This window comes from Pseudaestuariivita rosea (assembly GCF_017592335.1).
Classification (GTDB): domain Bacteria; phylum Pseudomonadota; class Alphaproteobacteria; order Rhodobacterales; family Rhodobacteraceae; genus Parasulfitobacter; species Parasulfitobacter rosea.
In genome coordinates, this window is sequence record NZ_JACNMP010000007.1 from 64,602 (window position 1) to 90,571 (window position 25,970).

Below are 25,970 nucleotides of genomic sequence, written 5' to 3' on the forward strand. Positions count from 1 at the left end.
TTCCCTGGCTACGTCGTCTTACATTTATTGAGGAATTTCAAAGGTAAGGGAAGCCCAGAGTGTTTCCCAAACGGCCCCGGTATCGGCCTGCACCTGATCCGACGGGACGCGCAGCACGACGGCATCAACCAGATAGTCGTGCCCCGCGCGAACAGGCAGGGTGACACGGCCCTGACCGTTGGTGCGGTGCAGTGTGATCTGCACGCTGCCGTCGGGGGCGCGTTCGAACAGCTCAACCTGGGCATCCGCACGCGGCGCGCCCTGATAAAGCAACTGCAGCGGCATGCCACCCGCGACATCATCGGTATAGGGATTGGCCAGCGCCACGAATTCAGTTTCCATCCCGGTGATCTGATCCTGACCCACAGCACCGCCTACACCAACCAGGGCCTTGACATAACGCACGTAGGCTTCCTTAAAACCGGTCTCGGGCAGGCCGCGCGATTCATGGCGCGCCTGAATATCGGCGAAATCCTTATGGGCGGCGAAGGCTGCGAATTTGTCCCAGGCCCGATAGGTCAGCTGCGCCATGGTGCTTTCGTGGACAAAGACATGCAGACCCTCGTCCAGGGGGCGTTCTGAAACGGCGGGCCGGTCGCCCAGTCGGCCCAGAACCGGATAAATCCGACCGTCGTGCCAGCGTTCGAACCGCACAAAGCGGCGGTCATTGTAAACCAGGTCCGATCCCTGAAATTCCTCGCCATTCTGAAGGGTTAGGCTGATCGGGGTTTCGGCGGGAACGTAAAAATCTGTTGTGTCCAGCCAGACTTCATGGGCAAAAAGGGGCGCAGGCAGCAACACGAGGTACGGGATGATCCATTTCATAAGCGCTAGGGTGTGGATGTTTGCGCTGGTGTCAAGTCTGGTTGTGCCATGGGTCGTGACCGCGCATGAGGTCGACCCGGCGGTTGTCAATGTTGCCGTCGGCGCGGATCAGATTGAAATGCGCATCAGCATGACGCTTGAGGCGGTCCTGGCGGGAATTGATCTGGAAGCCGTTGAAAATACGGATGATACCGCCCAGTCGGCCGACTATGACGCCCTGCGCGCGCTGGAACCCGCAGCGCTGCAGGACGCCTTTCACGCCTATTGGCCACAAATGCAAAACCGGTTGCAGATTGTCAGCGGCGGGCAACCCTTGCAGCCACAGCTGCAATCCGTCATCGTGCCCGAGGTCGGGAATATCGAACTGCCCCGCACGTCCGAGATGACTCTGACGGTCGATCGCCCCGCAGGACAACCCGTTCAGATCGGGTGGGATCGCAGCTTTGGCGCGATGATCCTGCGTCAGATCAGTGATCAGCCCGACGCCTTTACCGGATATCTCGCGCCCGGTCAGCTAAGCCCGCCGCTGTCGGATACCGCGGTTAGCGCCGAGACAGGCTGGCAGACCTTTGTCAGATATGTCCCCGTCGGGTTTGATCACATCATTCCCAAGGGGCTGGATCATATTCTGTTTGTTCTGGGCCTGTTTTTTCTGGCTGCACGACTTGGGCCGCTGATCTGGCAGATATCGGCCTTTACGCTGGCCCATACGGTGACGCTGGCCCTTGGCGCTTTGGGTCTGGTCAATATCGCGCCCGAGATTGTCGAGCCGCTGATCGCTGCATCGATCGTGTATGTCGCAGTGGAAAATATCTTTGCGCAGAAACTGACACCCTGGCGGCCTGCGGTAATCTTTGCCTTTGGTCTGCTGCACGGGCTGGGCTTTGCTAGCGTTCTGGGTGAATTCGGCCTGCCGACGGCGCAGTTCATTCCCGCCCTGATCGGGTTTAACGTGGGGGTTGAAGTGGGGCAACTGACCGTCATCGCGATTGCCTTCCTTGCCGTGGGCCTATGGTTTCGCAACAAAAGCTGGTACCGTCCGGCGATCGCGATCCCTGCGTCCTGCATCATCGCGGCGGTCGGGGCATTCTGGTTCGTCGAACGGGTCTTTCTGGCCTGAGGTCCTATAAATGCCTGAATTTTGTGCGTTTGATCGACCCTGCGCCTCTGTTGGCTTGACCGGGGGCCACGCTAACTGCCTTAACAAACGCTGATGCACGCAAAACAGGCGCTGGAATGAAAGACCTTACGACCTCATTCAGTCAGAAACTGGCCGATCTGCTGGCGCAGATTTATCCTGATCTGCAGCATGATATTCTGGCCAGTCAGGTGCTGGAGGCGTTTTTTCCCTATGGCAGTGCGCGCCGCAAACGCACCCGCGCGCCGGGCAACAATATGTGGTCGGAACATGATGCGCTTTTGATCACATATGGCAATTCCATTGTCGATGGCAGTCACAAGCCCCTGGATTTGCTGCGGGATTTCCTGCTGCGCTATATGAAAGACACCGTAAATGGTGTGCATATTCTGCCGTTCTTTCCCTATACGTCAGACGATGGGTTTTCGGTGACGGATTACCGCGCGGTGAATCCGACATTGGGCGACTGGGCCGATATCAACCGCATTGCGGACGACTTCATGCTGATGTCCGATCTGGTTCTGAACCATGTGTCCAGTCAGGGCACCTGGTTCAATGCTTACCTGCAAGGGCATGATCCTTATGATAAATTTTTCTTTGAGGCGTCGCCCGATGATGATCTAAGCGATGTGGTCCGCCCCCGCACCCATCCGCTGCTGCGCGAGGTTGAGACAAGCCGCGGCACGCGCCACGTCTGGTGCACATTCAGCCATGATCAGGTCGATCTGGATTTTCGCAACCCCGAGGTATTGCTGGAATTCCTGCGGATCATGCGGTTGCATATCGATAACGGTGTGCGGATCATCCGGTTGGATGCGGTGGCCTTTATCTGGAAGGAAATCGGCACGCGGTCGATCCACATGCCGCAGACCCACGCGATTGTGCGGCTGATGCGGCTTTTGTGCGATTTTGCGGCGGAACCGATTATTCTGCTGACCGAAACGAATGTGCCCAAGACCGAAAACCTTAGCTATTTCGGCAACCGGAATGAGGCGCACGCGATCTATAACTTTCCGCTGCCGCCCCTGTTGTTGCACGCCATGATGACCGGGGCCGCGCGTGAGCTGAACCGCTGGCAGATTTCCATGCCGCCGGCGCAGCTTGGGTGCGCTTATCTGAATTTTTCGGCCAGTCACGACGGGATCGGCATGCGCCCGGTCGAAGATATCCTGTCTGAGGACGAAAAGTTCCACATGATCCAGAAGGTCAGAGAATTTGGCGGTCAGGTGTCGATGCGCGCCCTGCCCGGCGGGGGCGAGGCCCCCTATGAGCTGAACATCACCTTCTTTGACGCGATGAAGGGGACGCTGAAGGGCGAAGACGATTGGCAGGTCGAACGTTTTCTGGCCAGTCAGACCATTGTCATGGCACTTGAGGGGATACCGGCCTTTTATATTCATGCCATGCTGGCCACGCCCAACGATCAGGCCGCGATGGAAAAGACGGGCCGGGCGCGGTCGCTGAACCGGCACCGATGGGATTATCCGACGCTGCGGAAGCTGCTGGACGACCCATCCAGCCCGCAGTTCCGAGTCATGAATGCACTGAAGGCCCGGATTGCCATTCGTGGCGCGCAGCCCGGATTTCACCCCAACGCCACGCAATTCACCCTGCAACTGGATGATCGGATTTTTGGGTTGTGGCGGCAGAGTCTGGATCGGGATCAATCGATTTTCGCGCTGCACAATGTCAGTGATGAAACCGTTGTGATGCCGCTAAGCACGATCAATCTGATCGAGGGGGACAGTTGGGTCGATGTTCTGTCAGGCCAGCCAATTATTGCCGCGGGCGAAGATCTGGTCTTTGAACCCTATCAGTGCCGTTGGATTACCAACAGATCCTATCGTCATGGATAGTCGGGGCTGACGATCACGCGCCCCGACCGGTTGGTTTTAGTTGGGCTGGGTGTCGTCCAGCAACGCATCGACGGATTTGCTGCGCGGCAGATCCAGTGCCTTTCTGATCTCGGCACGGGCGCGCGACAGGCGTGACATGATGGTGCCGATGGGCAGGTTCAGCTTTTCAGCCAATTCACCATAATGCGCTCCGGACTGGATCAGTTCCTGCAGCAGGCTGGCCCGTTCTGCGGGAAGCTTGTCGATCACCGCCAGAACATCACGCAGGGCCATGTGGGCCTCGGTTTCGCTGCAGCTGTCGGGCAGGATGTCTTCGACCAGATTTTCGGTCACGGGCAGGGTTCTGCGGCAGCGGTGCCTTAGGGCTGCCATCGCATAGGCCCGCAATTGTTCTATGTCTGCGCCATCCTGGATGCGGGCCCAGACCGCCAGTAACGCGTCTTGTGCGCAGTCTTCAGCGATCTCTTTCGTCGGTGTCAGTTTATAGGCCAGCCTAAGTATTTCTGGCTGAAGTCGTGCCAGATCGTCTGTTGAGGTATTCATCAAGATACACTCCGTTGTTGGTGCCTAGACATTGGTGATCCGTTTGAATTGATACAAGGCCGAGAATTTTCGCCATTGCCACAATTTCGCCATTTTTCGGCAAAGCTTCGCGCATTTGGGGTATTCACTGCGCGATCTCTCGCGCGAATGGGCCTTATTTTGCTGCTGATTGGCAACGTTGGGAATAAAACGGCTTTTGTATGCTCTTCTATTGTGAAGGCATAAGAAAGGCCTTCGCTCAGTAACCTCTTAAGGAGCGATTAAAATGAAAACTCTGACACTTACCGTTGCAGCCGCTGCCCTGATGTCTTTGTCCGCATTCGCGCAGGACGTCACAATCGATGCGGATGGCGACGGTGTATACAACATGACAGAGCTTCAGACGGCTTTCCCAGAACTGACCGAAGAGCTGTTCACAGCGATTGATGTGAACGCAGACGGCGCAGTTGACATGGAAGAAATGCAGGCCGCACAAGACGCAGCTCTGCTGCCTGCAACGGACGGCTAATCTAGTCCCGAGCAGGGCGCGGGTGGTTTTAGGTGTCCGAGCTGCCCAAAGCATGACCCCGCGCCCAATGGCCCACACCCCAAGTGGGCCAGCCCCTGCGTCCTATGCCATTCCGGGATGTCAGGGGCTTTTCTATTAATCTGCTATTAAAAGGAATGCGCTGCGCGCATGTTTCTTCTGGCACTTCGTGCGATTGGGGCGCTGCCCCAAGCGCCCTGGGGGCGCTTGCCCCGGAGTATTTTATGGAACAATAATGGTGCAGTTTCAGAAGCGTTCGGCGCGTAGGACCTGGCAGTCGGTGATGCAGACGACGCCCATGTGACGGTCGACGACAGAGAAAGCGGCGTCGAGCAAGGCGTCCAGGCGTTCGGGGCGGATGATGCAAATGACCTGAACCATGCCCCCGGCGCGGCCAACCTGGCCTTCGCGGCTCCAGACGCCAGACCGGCCTGATCCGCCGACGACTGGTGTGATGGTATAGCCTTGAACGCCAGCATTTTGCAGGGCGTCCGTCAGGCGTCGTTCCATCGGGGCTTCGATGGTGATTTCGACGCGTTTGGCCTGGTGGGTTTCCATGGGTCAGGATGCTCCGATGACGGCGGTGGCGATGGCCAGATAGATGGGGATGCCGATGGTCAGATTGAAGGGGAAGGTCACGCCAAGCGACAGGGTCAGATAGATCGCCGGGTCGGCCTCGGGGAGAGCGACGCGCATGGCGGCGGGCACCGCGATGTAGGACGCCGAGGCGGACAGCACCATCAGCAGGACGACACCGCCAAGCGAAAGACCAATGGCCAGACCGGCGCCCAGACCGACCATCGCACCGCAGAGCGGCATGATGATCCCAAAGGCCAGCGCGCCCAGTTTCAGCACGCTGCGGCTGCGGCGCAATCCGCGCCCGGCGACCAGCCCCATGTCCAGCAGGAACAGGCACAGAACGCCCTGGAAGGGGGCCACGATGAAACTTTCGATCCTTGCCAGGCCTTCGGCCCCTGTGATTAGGCCAATAAAGAATGCCCCGACCAGCAATACGATCGATCCATTCAGAAGGATTTCTCGCAAGAGCGCACTGTCCATATCGGTGTTTTTGGCACCGCGGGACACCAGCCAGAGGGCCGACAGGATCGCGGGGGCCTCCATCACGGCGGCGACGGCGACCATATAGCCTTCGGATGAAATGCCGGCGTTTTGCAGGACGGATGTGCCCGCAACGAATGTCACGATTGAGATCGAACCATAGTGCCCGGCGACGGCGGCGGCATTTGTTGTGTCAAGTTTGGTCAGTATTTTAAGCAAAAAGAACGCCAGAAGCGGCAGAGCGCCCGAAAGGATCAACCCGGCGATCAATGACAGGGCCAGCGTCCCGTCGATGCCGTGATCCGCCACGCTGACGCCGCCCTTGAACCCGATGGCAAACAGCAGATAGATCGACAGCGCTTTGGCCGCCGCTTCGGGAACGGTCAGGTCGGATCGTGCGAGGGCTGCAAAGACGCCCAGGGCAAATGACAGAATAATGGGCGAGATCAGGTTATCTGCTGCCAGTGCCAGAATGCCGTCCATTGTGCCTGTCCCTTGGTTTGTTGCGGGGGCTTAGCGGAAGTCGACATGCAATTACAAGGGGACAAATCCACCGTGGCCGTCGTTCATGTAAAGCTCTCCTTCGGCGATATCGGTCCAAAGACCATGTAGGGAAAGCTGGCCGCGATCGACGGCTTCGGCCACAAAGGGGAAGTCGTAAAGATTTTGCAGCGAAATGATAACCGATTGTTTTTCCAACGCTTCTATGCGTTCTTCGGGGTTGGCAACATGCTTGATCAGCTCATATCCCGGGCGCAGGACATTCATCCGCCGACCGATGAAACTGTTGGTGTCTTCCAGTTCAGGGGCGTTACCGACACACATATCATGACATGCTCTGACGCCGCCGCAATTGGAATGTCCCAGCACAATCAGATGTGCGACTTTCAGTACACGAACGGCGTATTCAACCGCAGCCGAGGTGCTATAGGCCTCGCATTCAGGGTCATAAGGTGGCACCAGATTGGCAACGTTGCGATGGATGAAGAATTCACCGGGATCAGCGCCAAAAATTGATGTAACATGAACCCGGCTATCGCAACATGAAATGACCATGGCGCGCGGGTGCTGGCCTTGGTCCGCCAGGCGTCGGAACCATGCCTGGTTATTGTCGTATGTTGTGTCCTTCCAAGCCTGATATCGTTGTACCAGATAGGCGGGCAGTGGCTTTGCCTGTTTCATGGGAATAATGGTCCTGTCCCGGTTTTTAAGAATAATTAAAACGTATTTTTCTGAAATTCGACATTTTTTTGCCTTGGTCTTCAACCTTTTAGGAACTGTCATTGGTCATGTTGCGCAAAGCCGTGGGGGCTGAAGACCAGGGGTGAGTGGAATGACGATGATAACAGTATTGGTGCATGATGAAGTGGTGCGAACAGATCAGGACCGCATTGCGTCGCTGTGTGCCCAGCTTGGAAATGGTGCGGCCGAAGATGTGATTTGCCGCGCTATGGAAGAACTGGCGGTGCGTCTGCGAAAGACGGAAGTGGCCTTTCAAAGGGATGATCACGCCTTGATGCGCAAATGCGCGCGCAGCATGATTGCGATTGCCGATCAGGTGGGCCTTAGCACGCTGGCGCGGGTGGCGGCAGATGTGGCCAATTGTGTGGATGCGATGGATGACGTGGCCTTGCAAAGCACCTATTCGCGTCTGATCCGGGTGGGCGATCAATCGTTGACCGCGGTCTGGGATGCGCAGGATTTATCGCTATAGGCCTGATGGGGCTTGCAGGTGATGGCAAGGCGGCTACTGTGCGCGGGCACGTAACCAGATGGGGATCCCATGCCACTTGCCTTTGCCGCGTCCGATGTTGACTCAGTTCCGCTTTACGTTTTGACCCAGGGCGACATGCATGCCTGGTTGGATCATCAGGATGATGTCACGCGCGCCTGGGTTGGCCGGAACGGCTTCAAGGCCGGTCTTGGGCAGCAACTGGCAATTCCGGATAAGGATGGTGCGATCAAATCGGTGATCCTGGGCTATGGCACCGATGATGCACGGCGGCGGGTTCGGTTCGGGTTGGCTGATGCGGCAAAACAACTTCCCAAGGGTGTTTATCACCTGGAAACCGATCTGCCGGACGATGAAAAGGCGGAATTTGCCTTGGGGTGGCTGCTGGCGCAGTACCGCTTTGCCTATTACGCGAAACAGGATGAACCGGCAGCCCAGCTGAAACCGCCCGCCGGGATTGATGCGAACCGGCTTGAGATCATTGCCGCGGGCGAAGTCCTGACGCGTGATCTGATCAACACGCCAGCCTCGGACATGGGGCCCGACGCGCTTGAGGTCGCCTTCCTTGATCTGGCCGGTCAGCATGGCGCAGATACCAGGGTGATCACGGGCGAGGATCTGCTTTTGCAGAATTTCCCGATCGTGCATGCGGTCGGTCGCGCCTCGGCCAAGGCACCGCGGTTGTTGGACATGCGGTGGGGCGATCAGGGGCCAAAGGTGACGCTGGTGGGCAAGGGCGTTTGTTTTGACACGGGCGGGTTGAACATCAAGCCTGCGTCATCGATGGCGTTAATGAAAAAGGATATGGGCGGTGCGGCGACGGTCATGGGCTTGGCCCACATGATCATGGCGCTTGATTTGCCGTTGCAACTGCGTGTGCTGATCCCGGCGGTTGAAAATGCCATCGACGGATCGGCCTTTCGCCCGCAGGATATCCTGACATCGCGCAAGGGGCTGACGGTTGAGATCAACAATACCGATGCCGAGGGGCGTCTGGTGCTGGCCGATGCCCTGGCCTATGCCGACGAAGAACCCAGTGATTGCATCATCTCGATGGCCACGTTGACCGGTGCTGCGCGGGTGGCTGTTGGCCCCGATCTGGCGCCGTTTTATACGGATCAACCCGATATCGCGGCGGCATTGGCGCAGGCCGCTGCGACCGTGCGCGACCCGGTCTGGCAATTGCCGTTCTGGGACGCTTACGAAAAAATGATCGAACCCGGTATCGCCGATCTGGACAATGCGCCATCGGGCGGCTTTGCCGGATCAATCACCGCGGCGCTGTTTTTGCGGCGGTTTGTGACGGAAAACCCGAACTACCTGCATTTCGACATCTATGGCTGGCAACCGTCTTCGGCGCCCGCGCGGCCCAAAGGAGGTGTGGGGCAGGGTGCGCGTGCGGTGCTTGAGGCGCTGCCGCAGATGGTCAACCTGTGATGGACCCGCGCCTGACACCAGCCAACGATCGCGTCGCCGCCAGCTTTCTGCAGGGGCAGGTGCAGGCCGAGCGTTTTGTCGAGGGTGAACGCCGTCAGGTGACGCAGTCGTTCGCCGACTTGCTGCGCCGTCCCGATGGTGCGCGGGATCGGCAGGTTTTATTTGGCGAGGACGTGCAAGTCTTTGAACAGACTGGCAATTATAGCTTCGTGCAAGCGGCGAAGGATGGCTATTGCGGCTATGTCCTCAGCACGGCGTTGGGCGAAGTGCCTGATGCCACACACATCATCTCGGCCCGCAGCACGCATCTTTATCAGGCCCCGGATTTCAAGTCACCCGATCACATCGCCCTGTCCTTTGGCGCGCGGGTGGCTGTTGCCCATGAAGAGAAAAAATTCTTTGAACTGACCAATGGTCTTTGGGTGCCGAAACCGCATTTGCGCCCTGTAGATCATCCGTTCCAGGACCCCGTGACGATTGCGCAACTGCATTTCGGCAGCCCATATCTGTGGGGGGGCAACACGGTCTGGGGGCTGGATTGTTCAGCCCTGGTGCAAGCGGCCTTGGTGGCCTGTGGCGTGGAATGCCCCGGCGACAGTGACCTGCAGGAACAGGCCCTTGGGCGCGACATTCCAGCTGATGCGCCACTGCAACGGGGCGATCTGCTGTTCTGGGATGGGCATGTGGGGTTTATGGTGGATGCCGATACCCTGATCCATGCCAACGTACATCATATGGCGGTCGCGTATGAACCGGTGCAGCCCGCCATTGTTCGCATTGAAGCGCAGGGCGATGGTCCTGTGACCGCCCGCAAAAGGCTGGGCTAAAGATAGGCTTTGACAGATATTGAAAGAAAATTGCGAAAAAACGCCGCTATGCGACATTTTATCTATAAAAGCGGTTGACCTTTCTGCAGGCCTGAATATTGTGCACCCAACTAGGGAGAAGTTTTCAGGCATGATTAGTCTTGTCGTACTTGTGGGAAAATGGCACATGGGCCGGTAGCGGAAACCCTGATCCTGACCCATGTGCCCTCGAAACCGCTCGGGGGCTTTTTTTTGTCTGAAAGCAATATGTTACAGTAACGCGTCATGAAACGGAGCAAAGCGATGACACGTCAGATGACCGGAGCCAAAATAGTCGTTCAAGCCCTGAAGGACCAGGGTGTGGACACCGTGTTCGGATATCCCGGCGGCGCCGTCCTTCCGATTTATGATGAGATTTTTCAACAGAACGACATTCGCCACATCCTGGTGCGCCACGAACAGGGCGCGACCCATGCCGCCGAAGGATATGCGCGGGCGACGGGCAAGCCGGGTGTCGTTCTGGTGACCTCTGGCCCCGGTGCGACGAACGCGGTGACGGGCCTGACCGACGCGCTGATGGATTCGATCCCGATTGTCGTTCTGACGGGGCAGGTGCCCACGTTCATGATCGGCTCAGATGCCTTTCAAGAGGCAGATACCGTAGGCATTACAAGGCCTTGCACCAAACACAACTGGCTGGTCAAGGACACCGATGAGCTGTCGGGCGTCATTCATGAGGCGTTCCATGTCGCGATCTCGGGGCGTCCTGGGCCGGTTCTGATCGACATTCCAAAAGACGTTCAATTCGCCAACGGCAGTTATTCTGACCCGAAACCCGCCGCCAGCCACTATCACCCGCAGGTCAAGGGCGATATGGCTGAAATCGAAAAGCTGGCCGATGCCATCGCTTCGGCGAAACGTCCGGTTTTCTATACGGGCGGTGGTGTCATCAATTCGGGCCCCGCGGCCAGTCAGTTGCTGCGTGAACTTGTCGATGCAACGGATTTTCCGATTACCTCGACCCTGATGGGTTTGGGATGCTATCCGGCATCGGGCAAAAATTGGTTGGGTATGCTGGGTATGCACGGTCTGTACGAGGCGAACATGGCCATGCATGACTGCGACCTGATGATCAACATCGGCGCGCGGTTTGATGACCGGATCACCGGTCGCATCGATGCCTTTTCGCCTAAGTCATTGAAAGCGCATATTGATATCGATCCGTCGTCGATCAATAAAGTGATCCGCGTTGATATTCCGATCCTGGGAGACGTGGCCCATGTGCTGGAAGATTTGCTGAAGGTCTGGAAGGCCAAGGGGCGCAAGACCAACAAGGAAGCCGTGCAGAAATGGTGGGGCCAGATCAAGGACTGGCGTGCGGTTGATTGCCTGGCTTTCACGCAGAAGGGCAAGACGATCAAACCGCAATATGCACTGGCCCGGCTGGAAGAACTGACCAAGGACATGGACCGCTATATCTGCACCGAGGTCGGCCAGCATCAGATGTGGGCCGCGCAGTATCTGGGGTTTGAGGACCCGAACCGCTGGATGACCTCGGGTGGGCTAGGCACAATGGGCTATGGCACCCCGGCGTCGATCGGCGTTCAGGTCGCTCACCCCGACGCGCTGGTGATCAACGTCGCGGGCGAGGCCAGCTGGCTGATGAACATGCAGGAAATGGGCACCGCCGTTCAATATCGCCTGCCGGTCAAGCAATTTATCATGAATAATGAACGGCTTGGTATGGTCCGCCAATGGCAGGAGCTGCTGCACGGCGAACGCTATTCGCACAGCTGGTCCGAGGCCTTGCCCGATTTCGTAAAACTGGCCGAGGCGTTTGGGGCCAAGGGCATCATGTGTGACAATGCCGATGATCTGGACGAGGCGATCAAGGAAATGCTGGCCTACGACGGCCCGGTGATCTTTGACTGCCTGGTAGAAAAGCACGAAAACTGCTTTCCCATGATCCCGTCGGGCAAAGCGCATAACGAGATGTTATTGGGCGAGGCCGACACCCAAGGCGTGATCGACGCTAAGGGATCTGTGTTGGTGTGACGTGTTCAGGTCGCTAGAGGTCCCGGATCAAGTCCGGGACCGCTGCGGGTTAGGATGTTTGCTGCAGGAATTCGACCTCGATCAGCAGTTCGACATCGGAGCCGATGGCGGGGGTGCCAGTGGCAAAGCCGAACTCGGTGCGGTCAATCATGCCTGTGGCGGAAAACCCAACGGCCGCTACGCCTTCGCGCATTGGATGTTCTGGCAGTTGCGCGTTCATCGTCACGTCCAGCGTCACGGGCCGTGTTTCACCCATCAGGGTCAGATCGCCGGTCATCGTTCCAGTTCCGTCGTCATTCATCGTCAGTTCGGTCGAAGTAAAGGTGATTTCGGGATGCTCGCCCGTGTTAAACCATTCCGGCGCGGTGCTGAGTTTGGCGTCGAAATCGACCTGTTCGGGGTTCGGGAAGCCCGTGGAAATGGACGTCGGATCGATCATGACAGACACGGAACTGGCCGTCGGGTTTTCGGCGTCCAGCTGCAGCGTGCCAGAGATACGGTTGAAGCGGCCGGTGTAGTTCGACAGGCCGAAATGGCTGACCTTCCAGTGCACGCTGGCGTGCGTCGAGTCCAGATCATAGGTGCCCGATGGGATCACCAGTTCGGTTGCGAAACTTGTTGTCGAAAGCGCCAGACTGGTCAATCCGGCCATCATCAGTGTGCGCATCTTAAATCCTTTGTCCATGTTATGACCGGGCAAATCATGGCCCGTCAACTACGGGGTCAGATAGCGGGACTTTCCCCAACAGCAAGTTCACAATCCTGTTTGTGCATGACTTCGCTGACGGGCATAAATATCTGCGCCCAAACTTCTGAAAATACTGGCAATTTTCGGCAAACGCGTTACAAGAAATGGCCAGTACAGATGGGAATTGCCATGTCACCGCTCAAGATCAAAAAGGGCTCAAGCAGCCATTCCGCCTATAACCTGCGTCCGACGTTCAGCGATGTTCAGGAACGCCATACGCTGGCTGTAATGGTTGATAACGAAGCCGGCGTGCTGGCGCGGGTGATCGGGCTGTTTTCCGGGCGGGGTTACAATATTGAAAGCCTGACCGTGGCCGAGGTTGACCATGAAGGCCACCTGTCACGCATCACGATCGTGACGACCGGGACACCGCAGGTGATTGAGCAGATCAAGGCGCAGTTGGGCCGGATTGTTCCGGTACACGAAGTGCATGATCTGACGGTCGAAGGCCCGTCAGTGGAACGGGAACTGGCCCTGTTCAAAGTGGCCGGCGATGGTGACAAGCGGATCGAGGCCCTGCGCCTGGCCGAGATATTCAGGGCAAATGTGGTCGATAGTACGTTGAATTCATTTGTTTTTGAGATCACAGGCGCACCGGATAAGATTGATGCGTTTGCCGACCTGATGCGGCCGCTTGGGCTGCAGGAAGTTGCCAGGACGGGTGTGGCGGCGCTGGCCCGCGGCGCGGAATAGCAAACATGAAAAAAGCCCCGCACGGATGTGTCAGGGCTTTATCGGATTTCGCGGAACTTTACTTGGATGCGTTGCGCAACGCTTCCTGTGGTGGTGTAACCTCACGCTCGGACAGAGACTGTTTCAGGTCTGATCCGAACAGGTCCAGAACCTCGGCACGATTGTCGGTGATTTCAGATGAAATAGCTTCGGTCACAGTTTTATCGCGTAAACCAAAACTTGGAATAGCAACTCGTAAAACCGGACGACGACGCGATGATGGCACTCTACTCTGACGCGGTATTAACATTTACTTGCCCCCTGTGACAAACTGGAACTATTGGGCCTTAACAACTGTTTTATAGCATTTATTACTATCAAAAATAAATCAACAATTAACCGCAATTTAGTGAATTGGGCGAAGGTTACGTAAGGTTCTGTCGCTTTTCTGCCTCAATTCAGACCAGCGACAGACACAGATGCTAAGCGTAACCCTGGGTCATGACGCCTTTTTTAAGATGCGATTCCCCAAGGTTTCGGCGATCTGGACGGCATTCAGTGCCGCCCCCTTGCGCAGGTTGTCCGAGACACACCACAGGTTCAGCCCGTTTTCGATGGTGCTGTCCTGACGGATGCGGCTGATGAAGGTTGCAAAATCACCGACACATTCCACGGGCGTCACGTATCCGCCGTCTTCGCGTTTGTCGATCACCATGATGCCGGGGGCCTGACGCAGAATATCGCGGGCCTCATCTTCGTCCAGGAAATCCTCGAACTCGATATTGATCGCCTCGGAATGACCGACAAACACTGGAACACGGACGCAGGTCGCCGTGACCTTGATTGAGGGGTCGATGATTTTTTTCGTCTCGGCGATCATCTTCCATTCTTCCTTGGTCGAGCCGTCTTCCATAAAGACATCGATATGTGGGATGACGTTGAAGGCGATCTGCTTGGTGAATTTCGACGGGGGCACGTCTGACGTGGGATTGTAGACCGCTTTGGTCTGGTCCCACAGTTCATCCATACCCTCTTTGCCCGCACCGCTGGCGGACTGGTAGGTCGACACAACCACCCGCTTGATCCGTGCGCGGTCGTGCAGTGGTTTCAGGGCAACGACCATCTGTGCGGTCGAACAATTCGGGTTGGCGATGATGTTTTTCTTGGCATAACCGTCAATCGCGTCCGGGTTCACCTCGGGCACGATCAGAGGCACGTCAGGGTCATAGCGGTAAAGCGATGAGTTATCGATGACGATGCAGCCGACCTTGGCGGCCTTGGGGGCGTATTTCTTGGTGGCCTCGGACCCTATGGCAAACAGTGCAATGTCCCAGCCCGTGAAATCAAAGGTGTCCAGATCCTTGGTGGTCAGTGTCGTTTCGCCAAAGCTGACCTCGGTGCCCAGGGATTTGCGGCTGGCCAAAGCCTCAATCCGGTCCACAGGAAACTGGCGTTCAGCCAGAATGTTCAGCATTTCGCGGCCCACATTCCCTGTGGCACCCACGACAACGACGTTATAGCCCATCTGGGGTCTCCTTGGTTTCGCAGTCCGCGTCATACGGGGATTTGCTATGGGGGGAAAGAGAAATGTGCTGTGTTCAAGCTGAAAGCCAACAGCTTAGCCGGGCGATCTTGATGAAAATGCAGGCTTCTGTTGCCAGGTGCCTGCGAACCCCGCCTAGCGCTGCAAAGCACTAGGGCTTAGATTTCAGTATTACGCACAGCTTAAGCTGCGAGTGCTACTGGAGCTTTGTTGTCATTTGCAACTAGCTTATGTGTACCGATAACGGTGGTAACTCACCGGGACAAAGCCAACCCCTTTAGACGTTCGTCGATCCTATTTCGGCCCCATGATCCCCAAATGAAGGATGTTGGTGGAGCCGCCGGGTACCGCCCCCGGGTCCGATCCGCTTATTACGAGCGCGTTTATGTCCATAGTCCCGAAGGACAATGATTTATATAGCAACAGTTTGCGCCGGTTTAAAGGGGTTTGGTTGCCAGGGCGTGCGTGAAAGGGCGTCGCGAAAGACAAGTGTGACCAGAAGGAAACTGACATAAAGCAACAGATACCAGGACCCCATCTTGGCCAGTCGCACCACATCCAGCTGCGATTGGCCCGCGTAAAGCCATGTGCCGGTCATCGTGCCGATATTTTCTGCGACCCACATGAAGAATGCAGTCAGAAAGGCTGCCAGGGGCAGGGGCATCCAGCGTGGGGTGCAGCCTATATGAAACCAGATGCGGGTGCGCCAGAACAGGATCAGCGTGGCGGCGAAAAGCGCATATCGGATGTCGATGGTAAAGTGATGCAGGAAGAAATTGGCGTAAATGGCGATGGCCAGCAGAACGGTCATCCAAAACGGTGGATAGGGCGCAAAGCGCATGTCAAACAGACGGATCACCCGCGCCATATAGCTGCCCACCGCAGCATACATAAAGCCGGAAAACAGCGGCACACCCATCAGTTTGATATACCCCGGTTCGGGATAGGCCCAAGACCCGGCGTGGATTTTGAAGATTTCCATGACGGTGCCGACCACGTGAAACAGCAAGATCACCTTGGCCTCGCGCCAGCTTTCCAGTTTGAAGATCAGAAAGCAGATTTGCAGTGCGATCGCGCAGGCAAACAGGAAATCATAACGATAGATGGGCCAGTTGTCTTGCCAGAGTAGCGACGTGGTGATGATCAGGATCAGTAATATTCCACCGAACAGGCAGGCCCAGGCCTGTTTCAGGATGAACATGATCAATTCGCTGGCTAACGGGTACAAACGGGCGCGCATCCAGTCGCCAAGGCGGCGTTCAATAGTTAGATTTTGTTTCACTGGGTCCCGTAGTATGTTGATATTATTTCATATTTTCTATTGAGCAACAGCCCGCTCCGAACACATCACTAATGGCATGCAGCGCGTAGATATGTTCTGACATGCCATCTGAACAGCGCCCTGGCAGCACACGGATCGTATGTGTGCCATTGTCACCTGTTACGTCGATCATCATGCCATGGAAATCCTGCAGATATTGTGCAGGAGATGTGCTGTTTATCTGAAATATTTCGATAACTTCGTCTAGCTGCCGCGCCAAAACCAATGTGCCGGGCCTGGGCGTAAGCGTCCAGAAGGGCTCGGTCCCAAAGCACCGCAGACCCATGGGCAGACCATTGTCGTCCAGTGCAATCGGCTGTTGTTTCAGATAGGCCATCGACATCCAGCCGGTTTGGCCGGCCACATTGACCTGCGCCCAATTTCCTTTTGCGCTGAAACCCACGACCTCAAGCCCCTCGGTCAGGGTATCATAGCTTCCCAGTATTTCTGATGAGGTATCGGGCGCCGTCCGCACATTCAAGCGATCATCGGATGAGACGCCGTGGACCTTGAATAAGGCGGGCAAGGGGATTTGTGGCTGATCTGCTAGAACAGGCAGGGTCAACAAAAGCCATAGTATCGTGATACGCATCACAAATCCTTCACTGCAATGCGCCATGTTTAGTGTGATCCGGGCCGTCTGGCAATTCTACCAGATGTTTATGCCGATCAGTATCACCCCCACGGCTATTTCACACCCAAAGAATATCCATTTCTTGCGGGTCGCGCCGTCAAGTATGATTGAGGTCATGCGCCCCACCGATGCGAACCCCCAGGCAAAGCCGACCATGGCATAGGCCGCGGGTGTTGCGAGAAACAGCGCGCCAACGCCAAGGCCCACGAACAATGCGCCCGAGGCCGCACGGATTTCGGAAAAGCCCATCGTCGTTTCACCGGGCTGCAGATCCACGGCTTTCATTGTGTATCGGGGGGCCAGCCAGCCAAACAGGCCCAGGGCGATGCTGAACAGCGCCAATACTATATTGATTATGTCGATCATTGTCCCTCACTCTCGTACAGATATACGCCTGAGGGTTGAAATTGGTTCAATAACGCTTGATGTGGGGAAAGTCGGGTGCCCCGGCCGTCCTCCCAAACGGGCCGGGGCGCAGCGGGTCTTAAAACCCCGCTTTGATCCGTTCAAAGGTTTCAGCCTGCTTGTTGCGCAGCTCTTCCGTTGTGGGAAGCTGTGCCAGAACCGGGCCATCTATGGGGCCAAGGCCAACGGCGGTGCGATCTGCGTCACTGAAATTCGCCATGCCGCGTTCATTGGCCTGACCATAGCCGAAATCCAGAAGCGCCTGCGCAGACACCGGGTCAAGCAGGGCGTTGATGTAATCATAGGCCTTGTCTTCGGTGCCTTCGCCATCCTTCAGATTGACGTAGCCACACATCCAGAGCGATGACCCTTCGGCCGGTTCGCGTTCAAACCCGATGGGAAAGCCCTGATCCTGCATTGTGGGCAGGGTTTCGTTCCAGGCCCAGGCCAGCACCACTTCACCCGTGGCCAGCAATTGTGCCAGTTCGGCCGGGTCAGTCCAATAGGTGCGCAGGTTGCCGTGGACCTCACGCAGCCAGGCGCTTGCGGCTTCGAATTCGTCGTCTGTGGCCTTTGTCCAGTCGGTCACGCCAGTGGCCAGATAGGCCAGCGCATAGCTGTCAGCGGCGACATCGGGCAGGGTAATCCGACCTGCATAGGCGGGGTCCTTAAAGATCTCAAGCGTCGTAACGGCTTCAATTTGTTCGGTATTGTACGCCACCGCGGTTGAGCCATAATCGACCGGAATGAAGTAAACCTCGCCCCCAGTCAGGTCCTGCCCGGCCAGATTTTTGTTCAGATTTTCATATTCAGGAATGCGGCTGATATCCCAGGGTTCCAACAGATCGCCAGCGGTCCATTTTGTGACTGAGTCACCGCAGATATGGGCGACATCCGCGCGAAAGCCTGAGCGGATTTTCTGAAAGGCTTCGTCTTCGTCACCAAAGAATGTGAACTGCGGGCTGGACCCGTGCTTTTCGATAAAGGGCTGGTGAAACGCAGTATTTTCGAAACCGGAATAGTCGAAAACCAGCAGGTCTGCGTCCTGCGCAAAGGCAGATGTTGCCGTCAACAGTGTCAGTGACCCCAGAAAGGCAGCCGTTCTCATTATGCGTCCTCCAATGAGACATCCATGCGTGACACGCCCCTATGTCGGTCCCGCTTGGGGCGGGACGTTACGATGGCGCGCAAGAATTGGAAAGAGGCGATTTTAACCAACCTGACTGGGCAGCCACAAAACGATCATCGGAAACGCCACAAGCAATCCGATGGTGATGGCGTCAGCGATAAAGAAGGGGGTGACGCCCTTGAACACGTCCTGCACGCTAAGGTCATCACGCACACCGGCCACGACAAAGCAGTTCAGGCCGATGGGCGGTGTGATCAGACAGAACTCGGCCATTTTCACGACCAGTATGCCGAACCAGATCGCGCACATCGGGCCGGACATACCGAATGTGCTGTCTTCGGCACTGACAAACGGCCCACCGTTCAGCGCCATAACTGCGGGGTAGACCACGGGCAGGGTTAGCAGCAGCATCCCGATGGCGTCCATGAACATGCCCAGAATGGCATAGGCCAGCAGGATGCAGATCAGGATCAGCATGGGCGAAAATGTCAGCGACGTGATCCAGTCGGAAAAGGCGTTTGGCAGGTCAGCAAAGCCCAGAAAACGCACATAGATCAGCACGCCCCAGATGATCGTAAAGATCATGACGCTAAGCTTTGCGGTTTCCAGCAGGGCCGATTTCAGCTCGGGCCAGCGCATGCCGCGGTAAAGCGCCATCAGAAACACGACAAAGGCCCCAAGCGCGCCGCCCTCGGTCGGTGTGCCCCAGGCGTCGCCGCCGATCAGGGTTGGGATCGTTGCCCCAAGTACTGTAACTGTTTCGGGTATTGGATTGTAGACAAAGAACAAAATGATGATGACAACGAAGAAGATGGGCAGCGCGGGCAGTAATGCCGAAAACCGTTCGCCCCAGGTGAAGCCCCCGACAGGCGGTCCGAATTTTGGTAAAGCCAATGCCAGCCCCACGATCAGCACGCCGTAGACAAGGGCGGAAAACATGCCTGGGATGAAGCCCGCCAGCAGCAACCGCCCGACGTCCTGTTCGACGATGATGGCATAGATGACAAGGATTGCCGATGGCGGGATCAGGGATGCCAGCGTGCCGCCCGCGGCGACCACACCGGCGGCAAAGCGTTTGTCGTAGCCGATCTTCAGCATCTCGGGGATGGCAATGCGGGCGAAGACGGCGGATGTGGCGACCGAGGCCCCTGATACGGCCGCGAACCCGGCTGTGGCGAACACGGTGGAAACCGCCAGGCCACCGGGCACCCAGGCCACCCATCGTTTGGCGGCCTCAAACAAGGCTTTGGTCAGGCCAGCGTAATAGGCCAGATAACCGATCAGGATAAAGGTTGGGATCAGGCTAAGCGCTTGGCTGGCGACCTTGGAATGGGGCACTTGGCCTGCGGTTTTCGTGGCGATGGTGATCGCGCGTCCTAGACGGTCGGGGTCATAATCAAACCGCGCCCAGTTGATCCACAAAAGGCCCACCAGACCGGCCAACGCCGCGGCAAAAGCCACACGCATGCCCAGAACGACCATAACCAGCAGGCCGATGGAAACGATTATGCCGATTTGTGTGGCGTCCATGGATTAATCCTTTTCAGCCAACAGGCTATCGGCTTCGTGCGCCGCTTGGGTTGCCGCGTCTTCAATCATCGGAACGGCGACCGGGCGGTCCAGCCCAAAGACAAAGGCGCGGGTATAGCCCCAAAGTTGCAGCACCAGCCGCACGCACAGGACTGAAAACGCCACAGGGGCCAGCAGCTTCGCGGGCCAGATCGGCAGGGCGATATCCATCGAACTATCGCGGCTCCACAATGGGGCGTTGAAATCGAAGCTACGCTGGAAATGCGACCAGGTACCCCAGACCAGCAGCAGCATCAGGATCAGGATCAAAAGCACGCTGATGATCTCGGCCAGCCACAGCAGCCGCCCTTTAAGCTGGCCGATCAGGATATCCATCCGGATATGCCCGCCATTGCGTTGGGTGTAGGCGATGCCCATGAACGCAATCAGCGGCATGGCCTGTTCGATCCAGTCAACATAGCCGGGCAGGGGGCTGTTAAAGAAGTTCCGTCCCCCGACGGACGCCACAGCCAGCATCATCAGACCGAAAACGGCCAACCCGCTGATCAGCGCCAGAAGAGTTTCCAGTTTGTGAAGGGAACGGTCCAATATGCTTAAGACCGAGTCGTCCTCAAGAACCGAGGTGCTGCCCGCCATGTGTCACCTATAGATAAGCCGCCCCGGATATGGGGCGGCGGTTGATTATTCGGCGATCATACCGGTGACGAAGTCATATAGTTCTTGCGCCGGCAATCCCCGGGCCGCATTGTCGGTGATCCAGGCCTGAGCGGCAGGTTCGGCCGCCGCAGTCCGGAAAGCGTCCAGTTCATTATCGCTGAATGTCACTTGGGTGATGCCTTTTTCCTGCAACAGTGGCCCCCAGGCTTGCATGGTGTTGTTTTCATAGTAATCGATGTAGTGATCCAACGCTTCGTCGATTGAACTCATCAGCGCGTCACGGTGTTCATCGCTCAGATCATTCAGCGCGTCGGTGTTCACGACCACAGGGCAGTTCACCGTGCCGGGGTTCAGGTTTGTGGTCCACCAATTGGCCGATTCCACCGTGCCGAATGACATATGCGCATGCGGGGCGAAGGACACCGCCTTGACCACGCCACTGTCCAGCGCCTGGCGCACCTCAGTCGCGGACATCGACGTCGGCACAGCGCCCACGGTTTCCATAGCGGCCCCAATGCCACCCGTTGCGCGCACGCTTAGCCCTTCGAAATCGGCCAGTGTTTCGGGCGCATCGCCGACACCCACAATATTATACTGTGGCAGCGGCGACGGCATCAGCAGTGTCGCATTCCACCGCGCCAGATCAGCGACAACGGCGGGGTGTTCATAAAGCGCCTGACTGATCTTGCGTTCTTGCTCAAGCGTTTCGACCCCCAGGAAAGGCAGCTCAAGCACCGTGATCGACGGGTTCTTATCACGGTGATAGCCCGCGCAGAACTGCGCCATCTCAAACGCGCCGATGGAAATCCCATCAAGGTTTTCGCGGTTATTCGACAAGCCACCGTATGAGATATTCATGGTAAACTCGCCACCGGTCTTTTCCGACACCAACTCGGCCAGTTTTTCCACATGCTCGGTAAAGGCCCGGCGTTTGCCCCATAGCGACACGTTCCATTCAGTCGCCAAAGCCTCGCCCGCGAAGGCCATGGTCAATGCGGCAACGGTCGTACCTTTTAGAAATCTGTTCATTTTATTCCTCCCCTGTTGATCCATCTCTGGACAGCTTGCAATTCACCAATAGTGCGGGCCCTTGGCAAGCGTATTTTCCAAATTGTGATGCGTCTCTATTGCGCAACTGATTGAATTTTGAGCATATTGGTCGAAAGGATAGCGATGCAACACGTCAGTCCCGCGCCCTGAGATTTACCGGTTGCCAATTCTGAAAGCTGTGGCACGTTACCCTTTCAAGCAAGCAAAGTTGCAGAAAGGACCCTGCATGGCAAGCACACCCTGGACCCCCGGCATTACCGCTGGCCGATTGTCCCAAGAAGAAATAAAACAGAATTTCAGTGATATAGACCCGCTTTTTGAACCGCATGAGGCCGCCGTCGCTGCAGATCGGTGTTATTTCTGCTATGATGCGCCTTGTATTACGGCGTGTCCGACGGCCATCGATATTCCGCTGTTTATCCGCCAGATTCAGACCGGCACACCCGAGGCGGCCGCCAAGACGATCCTGGATCAGAACATATTGGGCGGCATGTGTGCCCGCGTTTGCCCGACCGAGACATTGTGCGAAGAAGCCTGTGTGCGCGAGGCGGCCGAGGGCAAGCCTGTTGAGATCGGGCGCCTGCAACGCTATGCCACAGATACGTTGATGGCTGCCAGTGTGCATCCGTTCGAACGCGGCCCCGAGACCGGCAAGACGATTGCCGTCGTAGGTGCCGGTCCCGCCGGTCTGGCCTGCGCCCACCGTCTGGCGATGAGGGGGCACAGTGTCACTTTGTTTGAGGCGAAGGAAAAGCTGGGTGGGCTGAACGAATACGGAATCGCCGCCTATAAAACCGCTGGTGGCTTTGCTGAGCGTGAGGTAGACTGGTTGCTGCAGATCGGCGGGATCACTGTTGAATACGGTAGGAAACTGGGCAGTGGTCTTGAGTTGGGCACGCTGACGTCCGAATACGATGCTGTTTTTCTGGGCGTCGGTCTGGGCGCGGTGAATGCGCTGCGGGCCGAGGGCGAAGATAAGGACGGGGTTCAGGACGCCGTCGCTTTTATCGCCGACCTGCGCCAAAGCGACGATCTGACCAAGCTGCCCATCGGGCGTAATGTCATCGTCATCGGTGGCGGGATGACCGCTGTGGATGCTGCTGTGCAATCGAAATTGCTTGGGGCCGAGAATGTGACCATCGCCTACCGTCGCGGGCGTGACCGGATGGGCGCCTCGGGCCATGAACAGGATCACGCGACCTCGGCCGGGGTGCGTCTTCTGACGCATGTGGTCTTGCGCCAGGTCATCGGCAACGGTGCTGTGCGCGAGGCTGAATTTGAATATGTCACAGAAACCGACGGTGGTCTGGCAGGCACAGGCGAAACATTCCGCCTGCCCGCCGATCAGATTTTCAAAGCCATCGGCCAGACTCTGGAAGCCGGCCCTGAGGGTCTGACCCTGCAAGGCAACAAGATCGCAGTCGATGAAAACGGCCGCACCTCAATCGATGGTGTCTGGGCTGGCGGCGACTGCGCTGCCGGTGGCGACGACCTGACCGTCACCGCCGTCGCCGAAGGCCGCGATGCGGCTGAGGATATTCACCGCGCGCTGAGCCAATAACTGAAAAGGACGACACAATGGCCGACCTGACAACAGACTTTCTGGGTATCAAATCGCCAAACCCGTTCTGGCTGGCCTCGGCGCCGCCAACGGATAAGGAGTACAACGTCCGCCGCGCTTTTGAGGCGGGGTGGGGCGGTGTCGTGTGGAAGACGCTTGGGTCCGAAGGCCCGCCCGTCGTCAACGTCAACGGCCCGCGGTATGGCGCGATTTACGGGGCGGACCGGCGGCTTTTGGGGTTGAACAACATCGAACTGATCACCGACCGCCCGCTTGAGGTCAACCTGCGCGAAATCAAGACGGTCAAGCGCGATTACCCGGATCGGGCGATGATCGTGTCGCTGATGGTCCCGTGTGAGGAAGAGGCATGGAAAGCCATTCTGCCGCGGGTCGAGGACACAGGCGCCGACGGGATTGAGCTGAACTTCGGCTGCCCCCACGGGATGAGCGAACGTGGCATGGGCAGCGCCGTCGGACAGGTGCCTGAGTATATCGAGATGGTGACGCGCTGGTGTAAACAGCACAGCCGTATGCCGGTGATCGTGAAACTGACGCCGAATATCACCGATGTCCGCTATCCCGCCCGCGCGGCCAAAGCGGGTGGCGCGGATGCCGTCAGCCTGATCAACACGATCAGCTCGATCACATCGGTTAATCTGGACGATTTCAGCCCCGAACCCTCGATCGATGGCAAGGGCAGCCATGGGGGCTATTGCGGCCCTGCCGTGAAGCCCATCGCAATGAATATGGTGGCCGAGATTGCGCGTGACCCCGAAACGCATGGCCTGCCGATCAGTGGGATCGGCGGTATCACCACATGGCGCGACGCGGCCGAGTTCATCAGCCTTGGGTGCGGCACGGTTCAGGTCTGCACTGCCGCGATGACCTATGGTTTTAAGGTGGTCGAAGAAATGAAATCCGGCCTAAGCCAATGGATGGACGAAAAGGGCTATGCCCGTATCGATGATTTCATGGGCCGCGCCGTTCCGAACGTGACGGATTGGCAATATCTGAACCTGAATTACGTCACCAAGGCCCGGATTGATCAGGACAGCTGCATCAAGTGCGGCCGCTGTTACGTGGCTTGCGAAGATACCAGCCATCAGGCCATCAGCATGTCACCCGACCGTGTGTTTGAAGTGATCGATGAGGAATGCGTGGCCTGTAACCTGTGTGTCAACGTTTGCCCGGTCGAGGATTGCATTACGATGGAAAAAATGCAGGTGGGGCAGGTTGATCCGCGCACGGGCAAAACGGTTGAGCCTGACTATGCCAACTGGACAATGCATCCCAACAACCCGTCCTCTCAGGCGGCCGAGTGAAACTGAAGCGTTACGGCCAAAAATAGGACAAAGTTTATTTAACGGGGTGCAAAGGTTATCGCGTTAGATGTAAAAAACTTTGTAACATTCTGAAGTATAATAATTATTTTTTCTCTTGGGGTGGATAAAGTTTTAATGCGCAGTTCGCCCAGTTCATAAATCAGACGATAAAATAAACCAATTCGTAATTCCCTTGCGCGATCTTCGGTCAAAGAAAAGCCGGAGACAGATATGAAATCGATTAAAAATACATTCTTTGCAGCCGCCATCAGTGGTTTGGCCGCATCCATAACAGCCACTGGCGCCCACGCCGAAAAAACTGTGAATTTTGCTCAGGTTGCTGCTTTTGAAGGGCCTGCAGCTGCACTTGGCACAGGAATGAAGCAGGGCATTCTGGCCGCTTTTGAGGAAGCGAACCGAAATGGCGGCGTGAATGGCTATAAACTGACGCTTGAGACGATGGATGACGGATATGAACCCGATCGGTCTGTATCTCAGGTCAAAAAGGTCATTGCTGACGAAAAATACCTTGCGCTGATCGGGCCTGTTGGCACGCCAACCACCAAGGCGACGCAACCGCTGGCCACCAAAGCTGGCATGCCGTTCATCGGCCCCTTTACCGGTGCGGGTTTCCTGCGTGATGCCTCTTACGGCAACGTTTTCAACGTCCGCGCGACATACGCGGCCGAAACCGAAGCCTGGATCAAGCATCTGGTCGATGATCAAGGCATGAAAAATATCGCAATTCTGTATCAGGACGATGGCTTCGGTCGTGTTGGTTTGGCCGGGGTGCAAGAGGCGCTTGATCGTCGCGGCATGACGCTGGTGGCCGAAGGCACCTATACGCGCAACACGACAGCCGTCAAAACAGCTTTGCTGGAATTGCGGACCGCAAAACCTGATGCAGTCGTGATGGTTGGCGCCTATAAGCCCATCGCTGAATTCATCAAACTGTCCAAGCGGCTGAAATTTGAGCCGCAATTCGTCAATATCTCGTTCGTTGGATCCAAGGCGCTGGCCGCAGAACTGGGCCCCGATGGTGACGGCGTCATCATTTCCCAAGTCGTACCGTTCCCTTGGGATGCCTCGCAGCCGATCGTGGCGGAATATCAGGCGGCGCTCAAGGCGGTTGATGCCAGTGCTGAACCAGGTTTCGTGTCGCTTGAGGGGTATATGGTCGGTCGCCTGGCGATCGAAGCGCTGAAAAAAGCAGGACCCGAGATGACACGCGCCGATTATGTAAAAGCGTTCTCCGAAATCGAAACGCTTGATTTTGGCGGCGCCACTCTGAGTTTTGGTGCAGGCGATAATCAGGGCATGGATAGCGTTTTCATGACCAAAATCACCGCTGACGGCAGTTTCGCACCCATCGACGGTTAACACACTTATCGTCGGCCCCCCCCCTGCGGGGCCGACATTGA

Annotated in this window: 26 protein-coding genes and 1 other RNA gene; 11 read left to right on the top strand and 16 right to left on the bottom strand. The window is 56.9% G+C overall.

Annotated elements, in window-relative coordinates; all coding sequences use genetic code 11:
* Positions 1-24: 24 nt before the first annotated feature.
* Positions 25-825 (bottom strand): DUF4198 domain-containing protein, encoded by an 801-nt coding sequence (locus H7848_RS07060; RefSeq protein WP_208349371.1) that lies wholly within the window; start codon positions 823-825, stop codon positions 25-27.
* Here H7848_RS07060 and H7848_RS07065 point away from each other — a divergent pair.
* The gene (locus H7848_RS07065; protein WP_208349372.1) at positions 812-1,945 is read left to right on the top strand and encodes a HupE/UreJ family protein; all 1,134 of its coding nucleotides are present in this window, start codon (positions 812-814) and stop codon (positions 1,943-1,945) included. The genes H7848_RS07060 and H7848_RS07065 overlap by 14 nt on opposite strands.
* Before the next feature lie 116 nt (positions 1,946-2,061).
* On the top strand, positions 2,062-3,819 hold the full coding sequence (locus H7848_RS07070) for a sugar phosphorylase (protein ID WP_208349373.1): 1,758 nt from the start codon (positions 2,062-2,064) through the stop codon (positions 3,817-3,819).
* 36 nt (positions 3,820-3,855) lie between these two features.
* Here H7848_RS07070 and H7848_RS07075 read toward each other — a convergent pair whose 3' ends face one another.
* Positions 3,856-4,362, bottom strand: coding sequence for an RNA polymerase sigma factor (locus tag H7848_RS07075; protein ID WP_208349374.1), 507 nt, complete (start codon positions 4,360-4,362; stop codon positions 3,856-3,858).
* Positions 4,363-4,627: 265 nt separating this feature from the next.
* Between H7848_RS07075 and H7848_RS07080 the strand changes: the two genes are divergently transcribed.
* Positions 4,628-4,870 carry an EF-hand domain-containing protein gene (locus H7848_RS07080; RefSeq protein ID WP_208349375.1) on the top strand — a complete coding sequence of 81 codons (243 nt, stop codon included), beginning with the start codon at positions 4,628-4,630 and terminating at the stop codon, positions 4,868-4,870.
* A 264-nt stretch (positions 4,871-5,134) separates the two neighbouring features.
* Here the strand turns inward: H7848_RS07080 and H7848_RS07085 are convergent, their stop codons facing one another.
* The 3 genes from H7848_RS07085 to H7848_RS07095 are packed head-to-tail and all read right to left on the bottom strand — an operon-like array spanning position 5,135 to position 7,129.
* The gene (locus H7848_RS07085; protein WP_208349376.1) at positions 5,135-5,446 is read right to left on the bottom strand and encodes a P-II family nitrogen regulator; all 312 of its coding nucleotides are present in this window, start codon (positions 5,444-5,446) and stop codon (positions 5,135-5,137) included.
* Between the two features lie 3 nt (positions 5,447-5,449).
* The gene (locus tag H7848_RS07090; protein ID WP_208349378.1) at positions 5,450-6,430 is read right to left on the bottom strand and encodes a sodium-dependent bicarbonate transport family permease; all 981 of its coding nucleotides are present in this window, start codon (positions 6,428-6,430) and stop codon (positions 5,450-5,452) included.
* Between the two features lie 51 nt (positions 6,431-6,481).
* Complete coding sequence (locus H7848_RS07095; protein WP_208349379.1) at positions 6,482-7,129, bottom strand: carbonic anhydrase; 648 nt, start codon at positions 7,127-7,129, stop codon at positions 6,482-6,484.
* Positions 7,130-7,280: 151 nt separating this feature from the next.
* Between H7848_RS07095 and H7848_RS07100 the strand changes: the two genes are divergently transcribed.
* From H7848_RS07100 to H7848_RS07115, 4 genes are all read left to right on the top strand, one after another.
* A complete protein-coding gene (locus H7848_RS07100) occupies positions 7,281-7,661 on the top strand; it encodes a hypothetical protein (protein ID WP_208349380.1) in 381 nt (126 codons plus the stop codon).
* Positions 7,662-7,730: 69 nt separating this feature from the next.
* Positions 7,731-9,116, top strand: a complete 1,386-nt coding sequence (locus tag H7848_RS07105; protein WP_208349381.1) for a leucyl aminopeptidase family protein — start codon at positions 7,731-7,733, stop codon at positions 9,114-9,116.
* On the top strand, positions 9,116-9,943 hold the full coding sequence (locus H7848_RS07110; protein ID WP_237072633.1) for a C40 family peptidase: 828 nt from the start codon (positions 9,116-9,118) through the stop codon (positions 9,941-9,943). Before H7848_RS07105 ends, H7848_RS07110 begins: the two co-directional genes overlap by 1 nt.
* A 282-nt stretch (positions 9,944-10,225) precedes the next feature.
* A complete protein-coding gene (locus H7848_RS07115; RefSeq protein WP_208349383.1) occupies positions 10,226-11,977 on the top strand; it encodes an acetolactate synthase 3 large subunit in 1,752 nt (583 codons plus the stop codon).
* A 49-nt stretch (positions 11,978-12,026) separates the two neighbouring features.
* Here H7848_RS07115 and H7848_RS07120 read toward each other — a convergent pair whose 3' ends face one another.
* On the bottom strand, positions 12,027-12,644 hold the full coding sequence (locus tag H7848_RS07120) for a YceI family protein (protein WP_208349384.1): 618 nt from the start codon (positions 12,642-12,644) through the stop codon (positions 12,027-12,029).
* Between the two features lie 210 nt (positions 12,645-12,854).
* Here H7848_RS07120 and ilvN point away from each other — a divergent pair, with 210 nt between their 5' ends.
* Positions 12,855-13,418, top strand: coding sequence for an acetolactate synthase small subunit (gene ilvN, locus H7848_RS07125; RefSeq protein WP_208349389.1), 564 nt, complete (start codon positions 12,855-12,857; stop codon positions 13,416-13,418).
* 58 nt (positions 13,419-13,476) lie between these two features.
* Here the strand turns inward: ilvN and H7848_RS07130 are convergent, their stop codons facing one another.
* The 10 genes from H7848_RS07130 to H7848_RS07175 all read right to left on the bottom strand — a co-directional run bounded on the left by H7848_RS07130 (position 13,477) and on the right by H7848_RS07175 (position 21,645).
* Positions 13,477-13,707 carry a hypothetical protein gene (locus H7848_RS07130; RefSeq protein ID WP_208349392.1) on the bottom strand — a complete coding sequence of 77 codons (231 nt, stop codon included), beginning with the start codon at positions 13,705-13,707 and terminating at the stop codon, positions 13,477-13,479.
* A gap of 189 nt (positions 13,708-13,896) precedes the next feature.
* Positions 13,897-14,922, bottom strand: coding sequence for an aspartate-semialdehyde dehydrogenase (locus H7848_RS07135; protein ID WP_208349396.1), 1,026 nt, complete (start codon positions 14,920-14,922; stop codon positions 13,897-13,899).
* A 115-nt stretch (positions 14,923-15,037) separates the two neighbouring features.
* Positions 15,038-15,386: a transfer-messenger RNA gene (gene ssrA, locus H7848_RS07140) on the bottom strand.
* The gene (locus H7848_RS07145) at positions 15,353-16,180 is read right to left on the bottom strand and encodes a DUF817 domain-containing protein (RefSeq protein ID WP_208349530.1); all 828 of its coding nucleotides are present in this window, start codon (positions 16,178-16,180) and stop codon (positions 15,353-15,355) included. The genes ssrA and H7848_RS07145 overlap by 34 nt, the downstream gene beginning before the upstream one ends.
* 64 nt (positions 16,181-16,244) lie before the next feature.
* A complete protein-coding gene (locus H7848_RS07150; RefSeq protein WP_208349398.1) occupies positions 16,245-16,853 on the bottom strand; it encodes an SH3 domain-containing protein in 609 nt (202 codons plus the stop codon).
* 57 nt (positions 16,854-16,910) lie between these two features.
* Positions 16,911-17,261 (bottom strand): DUF4345 family protein, encoded by a 351-nt coding sequence (locus tag H7848_RS07155; protein ID WP_237072634.1) that lies wholly within the window; start codon positions 17,259-17,261, stop codon positions 16,911-16,913.
* A 118-nt stretch (positions 17,262-17,379) separates the two neighbouring features.
* Positions 17,380-18,408: an extracellular solute-binding protein gene (locus H7848_RS07160; RefSeq protein WP_208349401.1), complete on the bottom strand. Its 1,029-nt coding sequence runs from the start codon at positions 18,406-18,408 to the stop codon at positions 17,380-17,382.
* 102 nt (positions 18,409-18,510) lie between these two features.
* The gene (locus H7848_RS07165) at positions 18,511-19,959 is read right to left on the bottom strand and encodes a TRAP transporter large permease (RefSeq protein ID WP_208349403.1); all 1,449 of its coding nucleotides are present in this window, start codon (positions 19,957-19,959) and stop codon (positions 18,511-18,513) included.
* Positions 19,960-19,962: 3 nt separating this feature from the next.
* Entirely contained in the window at positions 19,963-20,595 is a 633-nt protein-coding gene (locus H7848_RS07170; RefSeq protein ID WP_208349404.1) for a TRAP transporter small permease subunit, read from the bottom strand.
* Between the two features lie 45 nt (positions 20,596-20,640).
* Positions 20,641-21,645, bottom strand: a complete 1,005-nt coding sequence (locus H7848_RS07175; protein ID WP_208349406.1) for a C4-dicarboxylate TRAP transporter substrate-binding protein — start codon at positions 21,643-21,645, stop codon at positions 20,641-20,643.
* A 247-nt stretch (positions 21,646-21,892) separates the two neighbouring features.
* Here H7848_RS07175 and H7848_RS07180 point away from each other — a divergent pair, with 247 nt between their 5' ends.
* From H7848_RS07180 to H7848_RS07190, 3 genes are all read left to right on the top strand, one after another.
* Entirely contained in the window at positions 21,893-23,227 is a 1,335-nt protein-coding gene (locus tag H7848_RS07180; protein WP_208349409.1) for an NAD(P)-dependent oxidoreductase, read from the top strand.
* 17 nt (positions 23,228-23,244) lie between these two features.
* On the top strand, positions 23,245-24,549 hold the full coding sequence (preA, locus tag H7848_RS07185) for an NAD-dependent dihydropyrimidine dehydrogenase subunit PreA (protein WP_208349411.1): 1,305 nt from the start codon (positions 23,245-23,247) through the stop codon (positions 24,547-24,549).
* Positions 24,550-24,780: 231 nt separating this feature from the next.
* Positions 24,781-25,929, top strand: a complete 1,149-nt coding sequence (locus tag H7848_RS07190) for an ABC transporter substrate-binding protein (protein WP_208349414.1) — start codon at positions 24,781-24,783, stop codon at positions 25,927-25,929.
* The last annotated feature ends 41 nt before the right edge of the window (positions 25,930-25,970 follow it).

Excerpts from the sequence above, each read along its gene's own strand:
- H7848_RS07155 (WP_237072634.1), bottom strand. The coding sequence starts at position 17,261 with ATGATCGACATAATCAATATAGTATTGGCGCTGTTCAGCATCGCCCTG.
- preA (WP_208349411.1), top strand. The coding sequence starts at position 23,245 with ATGGCCGACCTGACAACAGACTTTCTGGGTATCAAATCGCCAAACCCG.
- H7848_RS07150 (WP_208349398.1), bottom strand. The coding sequence starts at position 16,853 with ATGCGTATCACGATACTATGGCTTTTGTTGACCCTGCCTGTTCTAGCA.
- H7848_RS07100 (WP_208349380.1), top strand. The coding sequence starts at position 7,281 with ATGACGATGATAACAGTATTGGTGCATGATGAAGTGGTGCGAACAGAT.
- H7848_RS07160 (WP_208349401.1), bottom strand. The coding sequence starts at position 18,408 with ATGAGAACGGCTGCCTTTCTGGGGTCACTGACACTGTTGACGGCAACA.
- H7848_RS07180 (WP_208349409.1), top strand. The coding sequence starts at position 21,893 with ATGGCAAGCACACCCTGGACCCCCGGCATTACCGCTGGCCGATTGTCC.
- H7848_RS07170 (WP_208349404.1), bottom strand. The coding sequence starts at position 20,595 with ATGGCGGGCAGCACCTCGGTTCTTGAGGACGACTCGGTCTTAAGCATA.
- H7848_RS07095 (WP_208349379.1), bottom strand. The coding sequence starts at position 7,129 with ATGAAACAGGCAAAGCCACTGCCCGCCTATCTGGTACAACGATATCAG.
- H7848_RS07190 (WP_208349414.1), top strand. The coding sequence starts at position 24,781 with ATGAAATCGATTAAAAATACATTCTTTGCAGCCGCCATCAGTGGTTTG.
- H7848_RS07175 (WP_208349406.1), bottom strand. The coding sequence starts at position 21,645 with ATGAACAGATTTCTAAAAGGTACGACCGTTGCCGCATTGACCATGGCC.
- H7848_RS07070 (WP_208349373.1), top strand. The coding sequence starts at position 2,062 with ATGAAAGACCTTACGACCTCATTCAGTCAGAAACTGGCCGATCTGCTG.
- H7848_RS07145 (WP_208349530.1), bottom strand. The coding sequence starts at position 16,180 with ATGCGCGCCCGTTTGTACCCGTTAGCCAGCGAATTGATCATGTTCATC.
- H7848_RS07120 (WP_208349384.1), bottom strand. The coding sequence starts at position 12,644 with ATGCGCACACTGATGATGGCCGGATTGACCAGTCTGGCGCTTTCGACA.
- H7848_RS07065 (WP_208349372.1), top strand. The coding sequence starts at position 812 with ATGATCCATTTCATAAGCGCTAGGGTGTGGATGTTTGCGCTGGTGTCA.
- H7848_RS07060 (WP_208349371.1), bottom strand. The coding sequence starts at position 825 with ATGAAATGGATCATCCCGTACCTCGTGTTGCTGCCTGCGCCCCTTTTT.
- H7848_RS07090 (WP_208349378.1), bottom strand. The coding sequence starts at position 6,430 with ATGGACGGCATTCTGGCACTGGCAGCAGATAACCTGATCTCGCCCATT.
- H7848_RS07115 (WP_208349383.1), top strand. The coding sequence starts at position 10,226 with ATGACACGTCAGATGACCGGAGCCAAAATAGTCGTTCAAGCCCTGAAG.
- H7848_RS07075 (WP_208349374.1), bottom strand. The coding sequence starts at position 4,362 with ATGAATACCTCAACAGACGATCTGGCACGACTTCAGCCAGAAATACTT.
- H7848_RS07130 (WP_208349392.1), bottom strand. The coding sequence starts at position 13,707 with ATGTTAATACCGCGTCAGAGTAGAGTGCCATCATCGCGTCGTCGTCCG.
- H7848_RS07105 (WP_208349381.1), top strand. The coding sequence starts at position 7,731 with ATGCCACTTGCCTTTGCCGCGTCCGATGTTGACTCAGTTCCGCTTTAC.
- H7848_RS07110 (WP_237072633.1), top strand. The coding sequence starts at position 9,116 with ATGGACCCGCGCCTGACACCAGCCAACGATCGCGTCGCCGCCAGCTTT.
- H7848_RS07080 (WP_208349375.1), top strand. The coding sequence starts at position 4,628 with ATGAAAACTCTGACACTTACCGTTGCAGCCGCTGCCCTGATGTCTTTG.
- H7848_RS07135 (WP_208349396.1), bottom strand. The coding sequence starts at position 14,922 with ATGGGCTATAACGTCGTTGTCGTGGGTGCCACAGGGAATGTGGGCCGC.
- ilvN (WP_208349389.1), top strand. The coding sequence starts at position 12,855 with ATGTCACCGCTCAAGATCAAAAAGGGCTCAAGCAGCCATTCCGCCTAT.
- H7848_RS07165 (WP_208349403.1), bottom strand. The coding sequence starts at position 19,959 with ATGGACGCCACACAAATCGGCATAATCGTTTCCATCGGCCTGCTGGTT.
- H7848_RS07085 (WP_208349376.1), bottom strand. The coding sequence starts at position 5,446 with ATGGAAACCCACCAGGCCAAACGCGTCGAAATCACCATCGAAGCCCCG.